General features: G+C 46.4%; 14 protein-coding genes. 10 read left to right on the forward strand and 4 right to left on the reverse strand.

What is annotated here, in order from left to right; all coding sequences use genetic code 11:
* Nucleotides 1-59 precede the first annotated feature (59 nt).
* From QME20_RS17070 to QME20_RS17100, 7 genes are all read left to right on the forward strand, one after another.
* Nucleotides 60-773 carry a response regulator transcription factor gene (locus tag QME20_RS17070; RefSeq protein WP_039225152.1) on the forward strand — a complete coding sequence of 238 codons (714 nt, stop codon included), beginning with the start codon at nt 60-62 and terminating at the stop codon, nt 771-773.
* Nucleotides 773-2,134 carry an ATP-binding protein gene (locus QME20_RS17075; protein WP_014948060.1) on the forward strand — a complete coding sequence of 454 codons (1,362 nt, stop codon included), beginning with the start codon at nt 773-775 and terminating at the stop codon, nt 2,132-2,134. The genes QME20_RS17070 and QME20_RS17075 overlap by 1 nt, the downstream gene beginning before the upstream one ends.
* A 64-nt stretch (nt 2,135-2,198) precedes the next feature.
* Entirely contained in the window at nt 2,199-3,176 is a 978-nt protein-coding gene (locus tag QME20_RS17080) for an alpha/beta fold hydrolase (RefSeq protein ID WP_281716296.1), read from the forward strand.
* 152 nt (nt 3,177-3,328) lie between these two features.
* On the forward strand, nt 3,329-3,793 hold the full coding sequence (gene trmL / locus QME20_RS17085) for a tRNA (uridine(34)/cytosine(34)/5-carboxymethylaminomethyluridine(34)-2'-O)-methyltransferase TrmL (protein ID WP_014948062.1): 465 nt from the start codon (nt 3,329-3,331) through the stop codon (nt 3,791-3,793).
* Nucleotides 3,794-3,965: 172 nt separating this feature from the next.
* On the forward strand, nt 3,966-5,144 hold the full coding sequence (locus QME20_RS17090) for an efflux RND transporter periplasmic adaptor subunit (RefSeq protein WP_281716297.1): 1,179 nt from the start codon (nt 3,966-3,968) through the stop codon (nt 5,142-5,144).
* Nucleotide 5,145: 1 nt separating this feature from the next.
* Nucleotides 5,146-7,116 carry a MacB family efflux pump subunit gene (locus QME20_RS17095; RefSeq protein WP_281716298.1) on the forward strand — a complete coding sequence of 657 codons (1,971 nt, stop codon included), beginning with the start codon at nt 5,146-5,148 and terminating at the stop codon, nt 7,114-7,116.
* A gap of 4 nt (nt 7,117-7,120) precedes the next feature.
* Nucleotides 7,121-8,530, forward strand: coding sequence for a TolC family protein (locus QME20_RS17100; protein ID WP_281716299.1), 1,410 nt, complete (start codon nt 7,121-7,123; stop codon nt 8,528-8,530).
* Between the two features lie 58 nt (nt 8,531-8,588).
* Here QME20_RS17100 and gpsA read toward each other — a convergent pair whose 3' ends face one another.
* From gpsA to QME20_RS17120, 4 genes are all read right to left on the reverse strand, one after another.
* The gene (gpsA, locus tag QME20_RS17105) at nt 8,589-9,620 is read right to left on the reverse strand and encodes an NAD(P)H-dependent glycerol-3-phosphate dehydrogenase (RefSeq protein WP_281716300.1); all 1,032 of its coding nucleotides are present in this window, start codon (nt 9,618-9,620) and stop codon (nt 8,589-8,591) included.
* Nucleotides 9,621-9,630: 10 nt separating this feature from the next.
* Entirely contained in the window at nt 9,631-10,140 is a 510-nt protein-coding gene (gene secB, locus QME20_RS17110) for a protein-export chaperone SecB (RefSeq protein ID WP_014948068.1), read from the reverse strand.
* Nucleotides 10,141-10,202: 62 nt separating this feature from the next.
* Nucleotides 10,203-10,463: a glutaredoxin 3 gene (gene grxC, locus QME20_RS17115; RefSeq protein WP_014948069.1), complete on the reverse strand. Its 261-nt coding sequence runs from the start codon at nt 10,461-10,463 to the stop codon at nt 10,203-10,205.
* Nucleotides 10,464-10,475: 12 nt separating this feature from the next.
* Nucleotides 10,476-10,901 (reverse strand): rhodanese-like domain-containing protein, encoded by a 426-nt coding sequence (locus QME20_RS17120; RefSeq protein WP_014948070.1) that lies wholly within the window; start codon nt 10,899-10,901, stop codon nt 10,476-10,478.
* A gap of 253 nt (nt 10,902-11,154) precedes the next feature.
* Here QME20_RS17120 and QME20_RS17125 point away from each other — a divergent pair, with 253 nt between their 5' ends.
* From QME20_RS17125 to QME20_RS17135, 3 genes are all read left to right on the forward strand, one after another.
* Nucleotides 11,155-12,318, forward strand: coding sequence for a peptidoglycan DD-metalloendopeptidase family protein (locus QME20_RS17125; RefSeq protein WP_039225056.1), 1,164 nt, complete (start codon nt 11,155-11,157; stop codon nt 12,316-12,318).
* Between the two features lie 141 nt (nt 12,319-12,459).
* Entirely contained in the window at nt 12,460-13,350 is an 891-nt protein-coding gene (locus QME20_RS17130) for a divergent polysaccharide deacetylase family protein (RefSeq protein ID WP_281716301.1), read from the forward strand.
* A gap of 156 nt (nt 13,351-13,506) precedes the next feature.
* Nucleotides 13,507-13,935: a MerC domain-containing protein gene (locus QME20_RS17135; protein WP_014948073.1), complete on the forward strand. Its 429-nt coding sequence runs from the start codon at nt 13,507-13,509 to the stop codon at nt 13,933-13,935.
* Nucleotides 13,936-14,088: the final 153 nt, after the last annotated feature.

Here is a 14,088-nt window from a genome sequence, read left to right on the forward strand (position 1 = left end):
TTACAGGCACTTTCATGAATCAAAGGTCAGCAGTTCCAACCGTTAAAGAGTTTAATACCATGAGTTCAGATTTTCATTTGCAGTCTATCCTTGTTATTGATGATGACCTTGAGCTAACTGAAATGCTCTCCACGTACCTGTCGAGTATGGGTTATCAAGTGCAAGTGCGTAACGACGGCGAAGAAGGGTTATCTGAAGCTGTATCTGGACGACATTACGATCTTATTTTATTGGATGTGATGATGCCAAAGATGGATGGCTTCGATGTGTTGAAAAAACTTCGTGTCAGCCATAGCACGCCTGTACTTATGTTGACAGCGAGAGGCGATGATTACGACCGCATTTTAGGTCTGGAAATGGGCGCCGATGATTATTTACCGAAACCGTTTAACCATCGTGAGCTGGTGGCGCGAATAAAAGCGATTGTGCGTCGTCATAATCTTTCCTCAACGGGAGGAGCGGTGGAACAAGATTTATTTGTGAATGGCATCTTTTTAAGCCCAAGTAGCCAGCTCGCTAAAGTAGACGATGTGGAATTAACGCTAACCACAACTGAGTTTTTAATTTTGCGCTTACTAATGCTAAATGCCGCTCAGCGGGTAACGAAAGAAGAAATAAGCTTAAAGATACTCGGCAAGCCACTGCAAGCTTTTGACAGAAGCATTGATATGCATGTTAGCAATCTGCGAAAGAAAATCAGTGCAGTAGCCGTAGATGAAAAAATAAAAACCATCCGCGGAGTAGGGTACATGTTAATTGTTGGAAGCCATTAATGGTAAAACTGTTACGCAGCATCAGCCCAACGCGGGCCATCATGGGCCGTTTGTTTCTGTGGTTTTGGGCAACGTTCATTGTTACATCGCTTTTGGCCATTTGGGGAAGTCGCCTCTTTTTTGAAGACCTTCAAGTTGTGCAAATAAAGCCTCGCGAAGTAGAAGATTTAAATCAAGCCATTGAGCGGATGCAGCGTGGGCGCTTTCAGGACCTACCGTTACATGAGACGCTAGATCGCAATTCACGTGGCGTGAGAGGTCGACTGGTTGCGGTAGATATTCGCGACAACCGCCTTATTTCAGGTGGAGGCCCTCCGCTTCGTGACAACGATAAAGAAGATTTACTGCGTTTGGTAAATCAAACCTCCCCGATTGCAGTAAAGCGCGGCGCATTCAAAATTCTCGGCCCGGTTTTCTTCGAGCGAGACAATTCACGCTTTGCGCTTTTTGCGGTAAAGCTAGATATGCCCGAAAAGCAAACTCCTCCGGTTCTGCTGTTTTTGGCGATTGCACTTATTACTACCACGCTTTTGAGCTGGCTATTTGCTAAAACGCTGACCAACCCTATTTTGCACATTCAGGGTTCAGCAAAACGTTTAGCAAGCGGCGACTGGCAAACGCGGGTGGGCAAGGCTGCCAAGCGTCAGGATGAGTTAGGTCAGTTGGCGCGCGATTTCAATAAAATGGCTGAACAGCTCGAATCAATGTGGGGCGCACAAAAGCGATTATTGGCCGATGTGTCTCACGAACTTCGTTCACCCCTAGCGCGACTGCAAATGGCGCTAGGTCTTGCCCATCAGCAAAATGTAGACCCTGCCACGTTATCTCGTGTTGAGCGAGAGGCTGATCGTATGGAAGCGCTGGTAAGCCAATTACTTACTCTTAGTCGTGCTGAAGCTGGCGAAGCCAACATGCAAAAACACGCTTTGTCTTTAGTACTCAACGATGTGCTTACCGACGCTAACTTTGAAGTGGCAAACAAAAACAAGCAGTTAAAAATTGACGATATACCCAAAAAGACGGTAGTCATTGACAGCATGATGTTTTGTCGCGCTGTCGAGAATGTTCTTCGCAATGCCATACGCCATAGCAAACTCGTCACGCATATTGCGTTTAGCGAAGATGCGCAGCATTGGTGTATTCACATTACAGATGACGGCGACGGGTTAACCATTGAGGAATGTGAGCGTATATTTTCTCCGTTTTACAGGGCAACTCTTGCCAGAGAGCGTGAGTCAGGAGGCGTAGGCTTGGGCTTATCCATTGCAAAAGCGGCAGTTGAGTTGCATCATGGACGCATAATCGCTGAACCTGCTGAGCGCGGTGGGCTACGAGTTACTATGTCATTTCCCAAGTTATGATTGGGAATGTTGATAGCACTCCGTAACCTAACAAAGAGCGCAATTTGACTGTAATAGGGTATTTATGAACTGGACGTTCACGTCTGAAAATAACTTAGCCAGCACTTTTGCCACGTATATCAATCCCTTCTGGCAAAACAGTGTTACTCAGGGCCACTTCTCTGGGAAAGACAATATCAAGGTACGCTTTGCGCACTGTATCCCAGAATCGCCGCGAGCTACCATTGTAATATGCTCTGGTCGAATCGAATCTTATTTAAAGTACAAAGAGTTCATTTACGATCTCTATCAAAATGGTTTCGCCGTATTCATCTTAGATCACAGAGGCCAAGGCTTGTCAGACAGGATGACCCGTGACCCTCAGCATGGTTATGTTGCCGATTTTGACGACTACGTTGATGACTTCGTTATGTTCGTAGAAACTATTGTAAAGCCACTGCAGCAAGGCCCGTTACAGCTGGTATGCCATTCGATGGGGGGCGCCATTGGTGCACTCACGCTGCTGCGTCTTCCGAATTTGTTTTCAAAAGCCGTTTTAGCTTCACCCATGTTTGGCATTAAACCCGCTCTGCCCAATTGGTTGGCGAATGGCTTAATTCGCACAGGCCTTGCGGTAAACAGGATGAAAAAGAAAGATGCGGGGTACTTTTTTGGTCAAACCCCGTATATCGCGTTTCCTTTTTCACTTAATAAGCTCACCCACAGCAAAACCCGCTATGCCCTGTTTCGTGAGCTGTATGACGAAGAACAGGATATTCAGCTTGGTGGCGTAACTACAGAGTGGTTGGCAGCGGCGCATCAGGCTATGAACAAAATTGAAAGTAGCGCACGCGCTATTACAACGCCCTCGCTTGTATTAAGTGCAGACGATGACGCGATTATTGATAATAACCGTCAACGCCGCGTGGCGCAGCTTATGCCAAATGCAAAACTTGAAATAGTGCCCCGCGCTTACCATGAGCTATTCACCGAGTCTGACGACATTCGCGAGCGCTCTGTGGCGCGTATTCTCGACTTTTTGACAAAAGACTCGTCTACATAAGTGCAGCCGCAGCTAACATTTAGTTTGGTGATCGTACTTAAGAGCAGCGCTTTCTATTTCACAGGTAATAAAAGTGTGTGCAAGGGTGATGAAGAATGGCGTTTCGGTATAAAATAAACGAGTTGTTAACTGTGAAGGTAATTTAAAAAAGCATGCTCGATATCGTACTCTATCAGCCAGAGATCCCGCCTAATACGGGAAACATCATCCGCTTATGCGCAAACAGTGGCTTTATGTTGCACTTAATCGAGCCCTTGGGTTTTGAATGGGACGATAAACGCGTTCGACGCGCAGGTTTAGATTATCACGAGTTTGCTCACGTAAAGCGCCACGCCAATTTAGACGCTTACCTGAATGATGCTAAGCCAAAACGGGTATTCGCTTGCACAACGAAAGGCAAAGCGTTTCACAGCGATGTGTCTTATGAAAAAGGCGATGCGTTAATTTTCGGACCGGAAACCCGAGGTTTACCAGACGACTATATTCAATCGCTTCCCCCAGAGCAGCGTGTTCGCATCCCTATGTTGCCAGACAGTCGTAGTATGAACTTGTCTAATGCTGTATCGGTATTTGTGTATGAAAGCTGGCGTCAGTTTGGTTACGAGGGTGCTCGTTAGTACTTTCTTTAACGCTTACTGTTTTGCTAAAAACTCTTTTAACCATTCAAATCAAAAGCTTATTCAGCCTTTAAAAATGTCTGTAAAGATAGCGTAAATGTAAAGATTGTCTCTCGTGGCGAATCTTTACATTCGCTATATTGCATTCAGTTTTTTTTATGGATCGAATGCTTTGAAACTCCCTCTACCCATTAAAGTACTGCTCATTGCAATTATTGTGTTTGTGCCCGCTTATGCTGTTTATGCATGGCTATACTCACCTCAGACAAATACCGAATATCTCTTTCAAGGTGCAAAGATACGAGACATCGAATTAAATTTGGTGTCTACAGGTCAGCTTGAGCCCAAGCGCTACGTAGAGGTAGGTGCGCAGGTTTCAGGTCAGGTAGACAATATTCACGTAGAAGAGGGGGATATTGTTAAAGAAGGCGATTTGCTGGTAGAGATCGATGCCCGTGTATTTGAAACACAAGTACAGAACTCTCAAGCGGCGCTGGACAGCAAAAAAGCACAGCTGGCTCAGCTGCGGGCAGAGCGAGAACTCGCCAAAGTGAGAGCGCAACGCAATCAAAATTTGTTTAAGCAAAATGCAGTCAGCCAAGATGTAGTCGTAAGCAGCGATACAAACCTTAAAGTTATCGATACCAAGATCACGGCGAGCATCGCACAGATTAAAGCCGACGAAGCCTCGCTGGAAGGGGATATTACTAAGCTCGGGTTTGCAAAGATATTTGCGCCAATATCCGGAACTGTAGCGACCTTACCGGTGCGTGAGGGGCAAACCCTGAATGCCAATCAAAACGCCCCCGTGTTGCTTCAAATTTCCGATTTATCAGTAATGACCCTACGCGCAGAAGTGTCCGAAGCCGATGTGCAGAAAATAAAGCGCGGCATGCCAGTCTATTTCTCTACCTTGGGCGATAACAAAACCTTCTACCATTCTACCGTTCGTCAAGTGCTACCTACACCCACTGTACTTAATGACGTAGTGCTATACCAAGTGCTAATCGATGTTGAGAATCCTGAACGCACTTTAATGGACGCCATGACTACCCAAGTGTTCTTTGTGCAGGAGCAGGTGAAAGGCGCGCTTTCTGTGCCGTTAGCGGCAGTAAAAGGACGAGCTCGCAATCAATTCGTGATGCTTAAACAGGGCGATGAGGTGGTTCGCACGCCAGTAAAAGTAGGCATAAAAAATAGAACCCATATTCAAATTATAGAAGGCCTATCAGAAGGTGATGAAGTGGTTGTGGGTCTAGCAGACGGCACCGCAATGCCGGCCGCGGGCATGCGCAGAGTGCCGGGTGGGCAGCCGCCATCAGGCCCACCTCGCCGCCGTGACGGGTTCTAATATGTCGTTAATACAACTTGATGGCGTGTCACGCCGCTACAAAACGGAAGGCTTTGAAGTTACCGCATTAGACAAGGTTTCATTATCAATCGATAAGGGGGAATTTGTCGCCATTATGGGGCAGTCGGGGTCGGGTAAGTCGACCTTGATGAATATCCTAGGGTGTTTAGACACCCCTTCAGAAGGGGAGTACCGTATTCACGGGCAGTCAGTGTCTTCGTTAAACCCAGACCAACTCTCTGCCCTTCGCTTGAAAACGTTTGGGTTTGTTTTCCAGCGCTATCAACTACTGTCGTCGCTAAATGCCACTGAAAACGTGGCGCTGCCAGCAATATACAGCGGTACGTCTAGCGAAGATCGCACTCAAAAAGCGCAACAGCTGCTTGGTAAGCTTGGCCTTTCAAGTAGAAAAGAGCACAAACCCGGAGAGCTTTCAGGTGGCCAACAACAGCGTGTCTCGGTAGCGCGAGCCTTAATTAATGGTGCAGAAGTAATACTAGCCGACGAGCCCACCGGGGCGCTTGACTCGGCCAGCGGAGAACAGTTACTGGCATTGCTTCGCGAGCTACACGCAGAAGGGGTAACTATTATTCTTATCACCCACGATAGTGCAGTTGCTGAACATGCCGACAGGCAAATACACTTGCTTGATGGGAAAATTGTAACAGATACCAAAACCGCTGCGCCTAGCACAAGTGAATCAGTTGAAAAGAATGCGGCTTCAGTGCAGCACGTACATTCTCAAGAGCCCACGCCGGTACCGGCAATCAAACCTTTTCCAAGTATCTCACTTTTTTCAGCCCTATCTATGGCGTTCACTGCCCTTAGAATGAATTGGTTTAGAACCTTGCTCACTCTCTTGGGAATTATTATTGGAGTAGCGGCAGTGGTGACCATGATGGCCATCGGTGAGGGAGGTAAACAGCAGGTACTAGAGCGTATTGAAACCATTGGCACTAACCTGATTTCGATTAGGCCGGGTGGACGAAACATGCGCTCATCCGGTGATATTGCATCGCTGACGTTAGCCGATGCCACTGCATTGAAAAGTGTTCCGGGTGTGGCTTATGTCGCCCCGGAAAGAAGTGCAAGGGCAACCATCCGATACAGCGAAAACGATTTTTCAGGACGTATTACAGGCACCACACCTGACTACTTTCATGCTAAAGACTGGGAAATGGCGCAGGGCGTGTTTTTCAGCGATGAAGACGTAACAAATTATGCACCTGTGGTGGTAATTGGAGATACGGTAGCAGAGACCCTGTTTGAAGATAAATATCGGGCAGTAGGCGAGTACATCTTGATGCAAAATGCCTTCTATCAGGTCGTAGGTGTACTTCATTCTAAGGGCGCCAGTGCAGGTGGTAACGATATGGATGACGAAGTGCTCATTCCGGTTACAACTGGCCGTTTGAAGGTATTTGGTCGGGATTACTTAAGCAGCATTACCATAAAGGCAGAAAGTACCGAAGTAGCCACTCAGGTAAAAGATGATGTGCTGGCACTGTTGGTAGAACGTCACGGACAAGAAGACGTGATGGTGCGTACCACAGAGTCACTGGTAGAGGCGGTCACGGAAACGCAAGACACGTTAACTTGGCTCTTGGCGTCTGTTGCTGCCATATCTTTGTTTGTTGGCGGTATCGGTGTAATGAATATCATGCTGGTCAACGTATCTGAGCGTAAGAGGGAGATTGGACTACGCATAGCCACAGGCGCAAAACCTCGCGATATATTGCGCCAGTTCAATATCGAGGCATGGGTAGTGTGTATCTTGGGTGGTATCTTCGGCATTCTTCTGGGCTATTTTGTTGTCCTTATCGTTGCTTCATTCAGTGTGCCTGTCGCCTACACGCTAATGCCGCCCGTTTTGGCTTTTGTCACATCTCTCGCTGTAGGGCTCATTTTTGGTTACGCCCCTGCTCAAAAAGCATCAAAGCTTAATCCTATTGACGCGTTGGCAGAGGAGTAACGCCATGCATTCTTTTCGTTTTTCTGTGTCTCTTGCCGCTCGTTCATTACTGTGCGCGTTCTCTTGTATCGTGCTGACCGCAAGCTGCGCTTATTCACCTTCTACAACGTTGCCCGAAACTGACACGCAGGCGCTACAAAAAGCGAAGTCTGTGGACGCGACTAGTCAAATAACAACATCATGGTGGAAGGTGTTCGAGGTGGCTGAACTTGCGCCCGTAATGAAGACGCTTGAAAGCCAAAATTTAACCCTTAATCAAGCCGAGCAGAGGGTAAAACGAGCGCAATTTCTGTTAGCACAAGTTAATGCAGGTGACGTTCCGACTATAACGGCGAGGACATCTGGACGCAGTGGAAGAGACCTAGATAGTGGCCGTTCAAGCCACTCTACCTCAGGTGGACTGGGGTTGAGTTATGACGCGGACATATGGGGTACACGAGAAGCTCAGCAGCGCAGTCGTCAGTTAGGTATCGATACTGCACAGTATCAGTTTACCGATGCGCTGTTAGACACCCAGGCGTTGTTTATAAATACCCTTCTTGAGCAGATTTCACTGCAGTCGCGGCTGTCTATTGCGATGCAAAACGTAGAGATTAGCGAAGCGCTGCTAAACCTAGTTCAAATTCGCTTTGAAGAGGGGGATACCTCAGGTATTGAGGTTTCCCAACAGCGCAATACCTTGATCAGTGCTCAGTCGGAGGTGCTGCGACTGAGCAATAGTTTAACGCTTAATGAGCGGGCATTAGCGGTATTGTTAGGTAATGAATCTATGCAATTTAATACGCCTGAACAAAAAGCGCTGCTTTCCCTTTCGCTAACCGATTTTTCACTGCCCGAAGTGGCACCTATATTAAGCGCTGAGGTATTGAAGCAGCGTCCAGATGTTCAGTTAGCTATAGCGCAATTTAAGCAGGCTGATTTAGCGTTTTACGAAGCGTCAGTGGCAGGTCTTCCAGGCATGAGCTTAAGTGCAGATATTGGTGTGAGTGATCTTTTAGATTTAGCGCAAGGGTGGACCTTAGGCGCAGCAGTAAGCTCAGCAGCAACCCTGTTCGACGGGGGACGGTTAGAAGCTGCAGAGAAGGCGGCAAAAACGGATGTTGACTTGGCGATTTTACAGTATCAGCAGACGGTGCTTAGCGCGATAGAAGCGTTGTTAAATAGCCAAACTAACTTGGTATTCAATCAACAAAACTACCGCTACGCGTTAGCCTCGCTCGAGAACAATCAGCAGCTTTATCATCTTGCGGATATTCGCTACAAAGCTGGTGACACTGACTTTCTGAACTTGCTTAATGCTCAACGTAGCTTTTTCTCGGCTAGGCAATCTGTGATCAGTAGCTATCAAGCCGTACTCTCTTCTGTCATTGCCACCTACAGAGAAAGCGCAGGCGCCGACATCACTTCGTCATAGCTTTTAGATTTTCTCAAGCAGCAATACGAAAGCCCTGTGAACAGGGCTTTTTTGTGCATTAGGCTTCTTTTTTGAGGTCTCGACCAAGCAGGGCTAAGGCCGCCTCTTTAGGGGATTTTCCGTGATAAAGCACAGCATAAATTTGTTCACAAATAGGCATTTCCACACCTACTTTTTTAGATAAAATGTGCACTTCTTCAGTGTTGCGATATCCCTCAACCACTTGTCCGATTTCTTCGATAGCAACATCCACACTTTTGCCTTGACCCAATGCCAAGCCAAAGCGGCGATTGCGTGATTGATTGTCTGTACAAGTTAAAACTAAATCGCCAAGACCTGCCATACCCATAAAGGTTTCTGGATTTGCACCCAGCTTCACGCCTAAACGGGTAAGTTCTGCTAAACCTCGGGTGATCAGCGCCGTTCGCGCGTTTGCACCAAAGCCAAGGCCATCGGCTAAGCCCGCGCCTATAGCGATAACGTTTTTAACCGCACCACCAAGCTGAACGCCAGTAAAGTCTGAGTTTTTGTATACTCTGAACGACTTTGCGCAATGCAGCTTTGCTGCAAATTCGTCACTCAGCGTATCGTCAGTGGAAGACAGCGAAATTGCAGTCGGTAAGCCTGCTACCATTTCTTTAGCAAAAGTAGGGCCTGATAACACGGCTAGGGGATAGTCGGTACCCAGTATTTCCTCTGCCACATCGCGAAGCAGACGGCCAGTTTTTGGCTCAAGTCCTTTGGTCGCCCAAATAATGCGTTGATGCGGTTTAAGCAATGGCTTTAAGCTTTGAAGCATAGCCGCAAATGCATGGCTAGGTACAACCACTAAAATATCTTGGCTGGCGGCTACCACTTCTTCTAAGTTGGCATTTACCACTAGGGCATCTGGAAATGTTGCGCCTGGAAGATAACGAGCGTTCTCTCGGTTCGCTTCCATTTCGGCAATGTGCTTTTCATCACGGCCCCAAAGCAGTGTGGGGTTGCCATTTCTGGCAAGACAAAAAGCAAGGGCGGTGCCGTAAGACCCCGCCCCTAATACTGAAACAGACTCTGAAACCGAATGCGACTTCGTGTCCACGCCTTTCATGTTCACCTAATTAGGCGTCCATTTTTGGCGCTTCGCCCTGCGCTTGCTGTGCACGTTTTTGCACGTAAGCTGCAAAGATAGCGTCGAAGTTTACAGGCGCTAGGTTAAGTGGAGGGAATGTTCCACGGTTAACCAAGTTAGAAATGGTTTCACGCGCATATGGGAAAAGCATGTTCGGGCAGAACGAGCCCAGCGTGTGCGCTTTGTTTTGGTCTGGCATTTCGCCAATAGCGAAGATACCTGCTTGTTGCACTTCACAAAGGAATGCTGTTTCTTCACCAAGCGTTGCCGTAACGGTAACTGAAAGTACAACTTCAAATACATTTTCTTCTAGCTTGTTAGTGCTAGTGTCGATGTCTAGCTTAATTTCAGGCTTCCACTCTTTAGTGAAAATAGCTGGCGCGTTTGGAGACTCAAAAGAAATGTCTTTTGTGTAGATGCGCTGAATATTGAACTGAGCACTCTGTTGCGCTTGTGCGCCCGCTGCTTCGCCGTTATTTGTCTGATTTTCGTCAGCCATGGTATTTCCTATTTAATTGTCGTTTTAATTTAATGTAGTGCGTTGCTGTATGCGCTGACGCTTTACGCCAAACCCAACATTGGATTTAGTTTGCTTTGTGCTTCCAAAGCCATCATATCGTCACAGCCACCAACGTGCTGATCGTCAATGAAAATTTGCGGAACAGTCCAGCCGCCGTTTGCGCGTTCAATCATCTCGTCGCGCAGTTCAGGCTTAACATCTATTGGGTATTCAATAAATTCTACACCTTTTTGCGTTAGCAATGCTTTTGCACGGTGGCAGTAAGGGCAGTGGCCCTTGGTGTAAAGTTCTACTTTGCTCATAAAGGTTACCTGTTATTTAGAAACGGGAAGGCTGGCACTTTGCCACGCGTTCATTCCGCCTTTTAATACACTCACATTCGCGAAACCATCTTTAAGCATCGCATTTGCTGTACCACGAGCCTGATTACCCATAGCGCATACTACGATAATGGGTTTGTCTTTACTGTTTTCAAGTTTCTTGAAGTTTTTCTCACGCAACTCTTCAGGTTTAATTTGTCTGGCACCCAAAATATGGCCAGCTTTAAACTCTTTCGCAGGGCGTGTATCTAGCACTATCGCATCGTCTTTGTTCATTAAAACCGTTGCTTCGTGCGTGCTTAATTCTTTTACTGAAGATGTCCATGCACTGATATAGCTAAATATCAACATGGCAATCAGCGCAACCCAAATACCAGCAAGAATAAAGTTGTTGCTAGCAAATTCAATTAGTTGATCCATTACCTCTAACCCTGTCTACAGACCATGAAAAGAGTGCAAAGTATATAGAAAAATGGGCGAGAAACCAGCTTACCTTTCAGTATGATGAATGTCAGTCATAGCGGGTTTGCGCTAAATACTTTAGATGATTGATATTACGAACAAATTGCACTGGGCATATGGAGGAGCGTCAGATACACTGGAAAACGTTGTTAACAGCAACGATGAAACACATTAAGTCATCAATGAAAAAGTTAAGGTTCTAGGCGCACGTATGTCAGTACGATTATTTCTTTCAATCATTGGGTGCATAGTTGCCCTTGCAATTATGCCGATTGGAAGTAGTGCTATTGCACAAGAAGGCGGTGCGAATAGTCAAAAAGAAAAATTAGCTGAGTTACAGGCCGAATTGCGCGCTCGACAGCAAGTATTAGAGAACAATAGAGCCAGTGCACAGGAATTGGAAAATGTGCTGAAGGCCTCTGAACTCGAAATCGCTAAAGTGGCGAAAGCACTATCCAGCACCCGACAGTCACTTAAAAATATTGAGCAAGAACAAGCGAAGCTCGAAGAAGAACAAGAAGGGCTTAAAACGGCTATCCGTAAACAGCAGTCACTTTTATCGAGCCAGCTTAAAAGTGCATTTATGGCGGGGCATTACGACTATGCAAAAATGCTGTTTTACCAAGATGACGCGCGAACCTTCGAGCGTGTCATTACCTATTATCAATACGTGGCAAAAGCGCGCCAAAAAGAGATTGAGAGCTTTAGGGGCAATGTTGCTAGGCTTGAAGAAGTTAACGCAGAGCTTAGCGAAAAAGCCTTGTCACTTGCCGCTTTGAAAGATGAGCAAGAAGGTCAGCGAGCAGTACTTATAACCCGCCAAGACGATAGAAAAGCAACGCTTAAGAAAATAAACAAAACCATAGCCTCTGAAAACCAGCGTATTGCGTCGCTACAAGCTGATGAAAAAGCGCTGAAAGACGCTATTGAAGCTGCGCGGATTGCCGCAGAACGGGCTGCCCGTGAAGCCGAAGTGAGTATGGATGGACTTGCCAAATTAAAAGGTAAGCTGGCAGCGCCTGTAAAAGGCAGAATACGAAACTTATTCGGTAGTCGCCGCCAAGGGCAAGTGTCTTGGAAAGGCATTGTGATAGATGGTGCCGAGGGCGACCCTGTAAACAGCATTGCGCCTGGAAAAGTGTTGTACGCCGATTGGTTGCGCGGATTTGGTCTGGTCGCTATTGTCGATCATGGCGAAGGGTATATGAGTGTTTACGGTCACAACCAAGCGTTACTAAAGCAAGCTGGCGATGATGTCAGGCAAGGTGAACGCATAGCCCTTGTGGGCCGAAGTGGTGGTCAGGAATATCCTAACCTTTACTTTGAAATTCGTCATAAAGGCAAGGCGCTAAATCCAAGCTCTTGGCTAGACTAGGCAGGTTAATCCTAGATTGACAGAAACTAAGTTGAAACTTAATCAGTTGTTGGTATTCTAGAAAAAACACAGCATTGTGTAGTGTGCGCTTAATAATAATGATGAAAAACGGATGTGACTTAGATGCTTTTGCGTCTGCTAATGCCTTGTATAATCTTTGTTTTATGCGGGCTAACTAGCCTTCAAGTAAAAGCAAAGTCAGACATAATTATAATATTAGATGACCTGGGATACAGGCCGTCCGATGTCGCTGCTTTTTCTCTCCCTAAAGAAATTACCTTTTCTATACTTCCGCAAACGCCGCTGGCTTCTAAAATTGCGCTCCGCGCTGAGCAAGAAGGCAGGGCCGTTATGCTGCATATGCCTATGCAGGCGCAAAGTGGAAAGGACATGGGGCCCCTTGGATTAACCACTGACATGTTCGCAGGTGCCATTACTTACAATTTGCGAAAGGCAATGAAGAGCGTGCCGAACGCGGTTGGTGTGAATAATCATATGGGAAGTGCGTTCACGGGGCAGCAAAAAGGAATGGAAGCGCTCTTAAAAGAGGTGAAGCGGCAAGGCTTATTTTTTGTGGATAGCCGAACCACGGTACTCACAAAAGGTGAAGAAATTGCGCAGCGGTTAGGTGTGCCTAGCGCAAGTAGACAGGTCTTTCTGGACCATAAGCTTGAGCCTGCATTCTTACTTAAGCAGTTCAACCACATGAAACGTATTGCTAAAAAGAATGGTCATGTTGTTGTGATTGGTCATCCCCACCCAGAAACCGTCGATTTCTTGAAAACTCATTTACCCTCACTTGAAAAAGAAGGTTTAACCCTTACCTCAGTAGCCGACTATTTTTCGCATGCACCAAAAGTGGCAAAGCAGTTTGGCAAAGAACGCAATCAAACGGCTTCGCTTAATAACGCCGATGTGAAGGATAGCAAGGTAAGCATGACCGAAGAAAATGCCTTACATAGCAGTGGGCTAATGCACAGCTCCGCAGAAAAAGGCGTTGCTGAGCGCTTAGGCACAGCGCCAAACGAATAGCTTTTTTTCCCCATTTTATACGTAGTTAGTTCATTTTCATCTCGTTAAGATCAAAATTTAATGTGGGAACGTTTCTCATTTCTGTGAGTCTGTTATAATATAACGTCTCTGGCGAATAGTTCGCGAACTCATTTTTTCACGGTGGTAATTAGGGTAATGACTCCAATTGACGAGAATCCAACAAAACTAGACAAACTTGGCATTTGGGTGTCGAGCTTGTGTGCGTTGCATTGCCTCGCGCTACCTGTTTTGGTGCCTCTGCTGCCGCTGATCGGTTCTAGCTTTTTTGCACAAGTGTGGTTCGAAAGAACGATATTAACCTTTTCGTTAATTGTAGGTGCAGTCGCCTTGGTTAGCGGTGCAATTCGCTATCATGGCAAATACTACCCGCTTGCATTGCTGTTTACGGGTGGCGCTATTTATTGGCACAAAGATATTTTTGGGCATCACTACGAACCCTTTACCATCGCGATAGGTGCAGCGCTAATTGTAGCCGGCCACTGGGTGAATATGCGATTGTGTAGACAATGTAAGTGCTGCAAGAATACGGTGTTTTCAGACCACCTTTCAACTGAATTTAAGTAGTCAACTAAGCTGCAATTCAAGTAAAGCATTCCAAAAAAAAAACGAGCCAATGGCTTAATGCCGATCAGTTAAGAAAATTTTCATGATCGGTTGACCGATCTTTTTAAGGCTTCAAAATCCGATATCAGTCTCTGGTATCGGATTTTTTAATGT

This window comes from Alteromonas sp. CyTr2 (genome assembly GCF_947311905.1).
Classification (GTDB): Bacteria; Pseudomonadota; Gammaproteobacteria; order Enterobacterales; family Alteromonadaceae; genus Alteromonas; species Alteromonas macleodii.

Coding starts and splice junctions, on each gene's coding strand:
- QME20_RS17070 (WP_039225152.1), top strand. CDS start 60: ATGAGTTCAGATTTTCATTTGCAGTCTATCCTTGTTATTGATGATGAC.
- QME20_RS17075 (WP_014948060.1), top strand. CDS start 773: ATGGTAAAACTGTTACGCAGCATCAGCCCAACGCGGGCCATCATGGGC.
- QME20_RS17080 (WP_281716296.1), top strand. CDS start 2,199: ATGAACTGGACGTTCACGTCTGAAAATAACTTAGCCAGCACTTTTGCC.
- trmL (WP_014948062.1), top strand. CDS start 3,329: ATGCTCGATATCGTACTCTATCAGCCAGAGATCCCGCCTAATACGGGA.
- QME20_RS17095 (WP_281716298.1), top strand. CDS start 5,146: ATGTCGTTAATACAACTTGATGGCGTGTCACGCCGCTACAAAACGGAA.
- QME20_RS17100 (WP_281716299.1), top strand. CDS start 7,121: ATGCATTCTTTTCGTTTTTCTGTGTCTCTTGCCGCTCGTTCATTACTG.
- gpsA (WP_281716300.1), bottom strand. CDS start 9,620: ATGAAAGGCGTGGACACGAAGTCGCATTCGGTTTCAGAGTCTGTTTCA.
- secB (WP_014948068.1), bottom strand. CDS start 10,140: ATGGCTGACGAAAATCAGACAAATAACGGCGAAGCAGCGGGCGCACAA.
- grxC (WP_014948069.1), bottom strand. CDS start 10,463: ATGAGCAAAGTAGAACTTTACACCAAGGGCCACTGCCCTTACTGCCAC.
- QME20_RS17120 (WP_014948070.1), bottom strand. CDS start 10,901: ATGGATCAACTAATTGAATTTGCTAGCAACAACTTTATTCTTGCTGGT.
- QME20_RS17125 (WP_039225056.1), top strand. CDS start 11,155: ATGTCAGTACGATTATTTCTTTCAATCATTGGGTGCATAGTTGCCCTT.
- QME20_RS17130 (WP_281716301.1), top strand. CDS start 12,460: ATGCCTTGTATAATCTTTGTTTTATGCGGGCTAACTAGCCTTCAAGTA.
- QME20_RS17135 (WP_014948073.1), top strand. CDS start 13,507: ATGACTCCAATTGACGAGAATCCAACAAAACTAGACAAACTTGGCATT.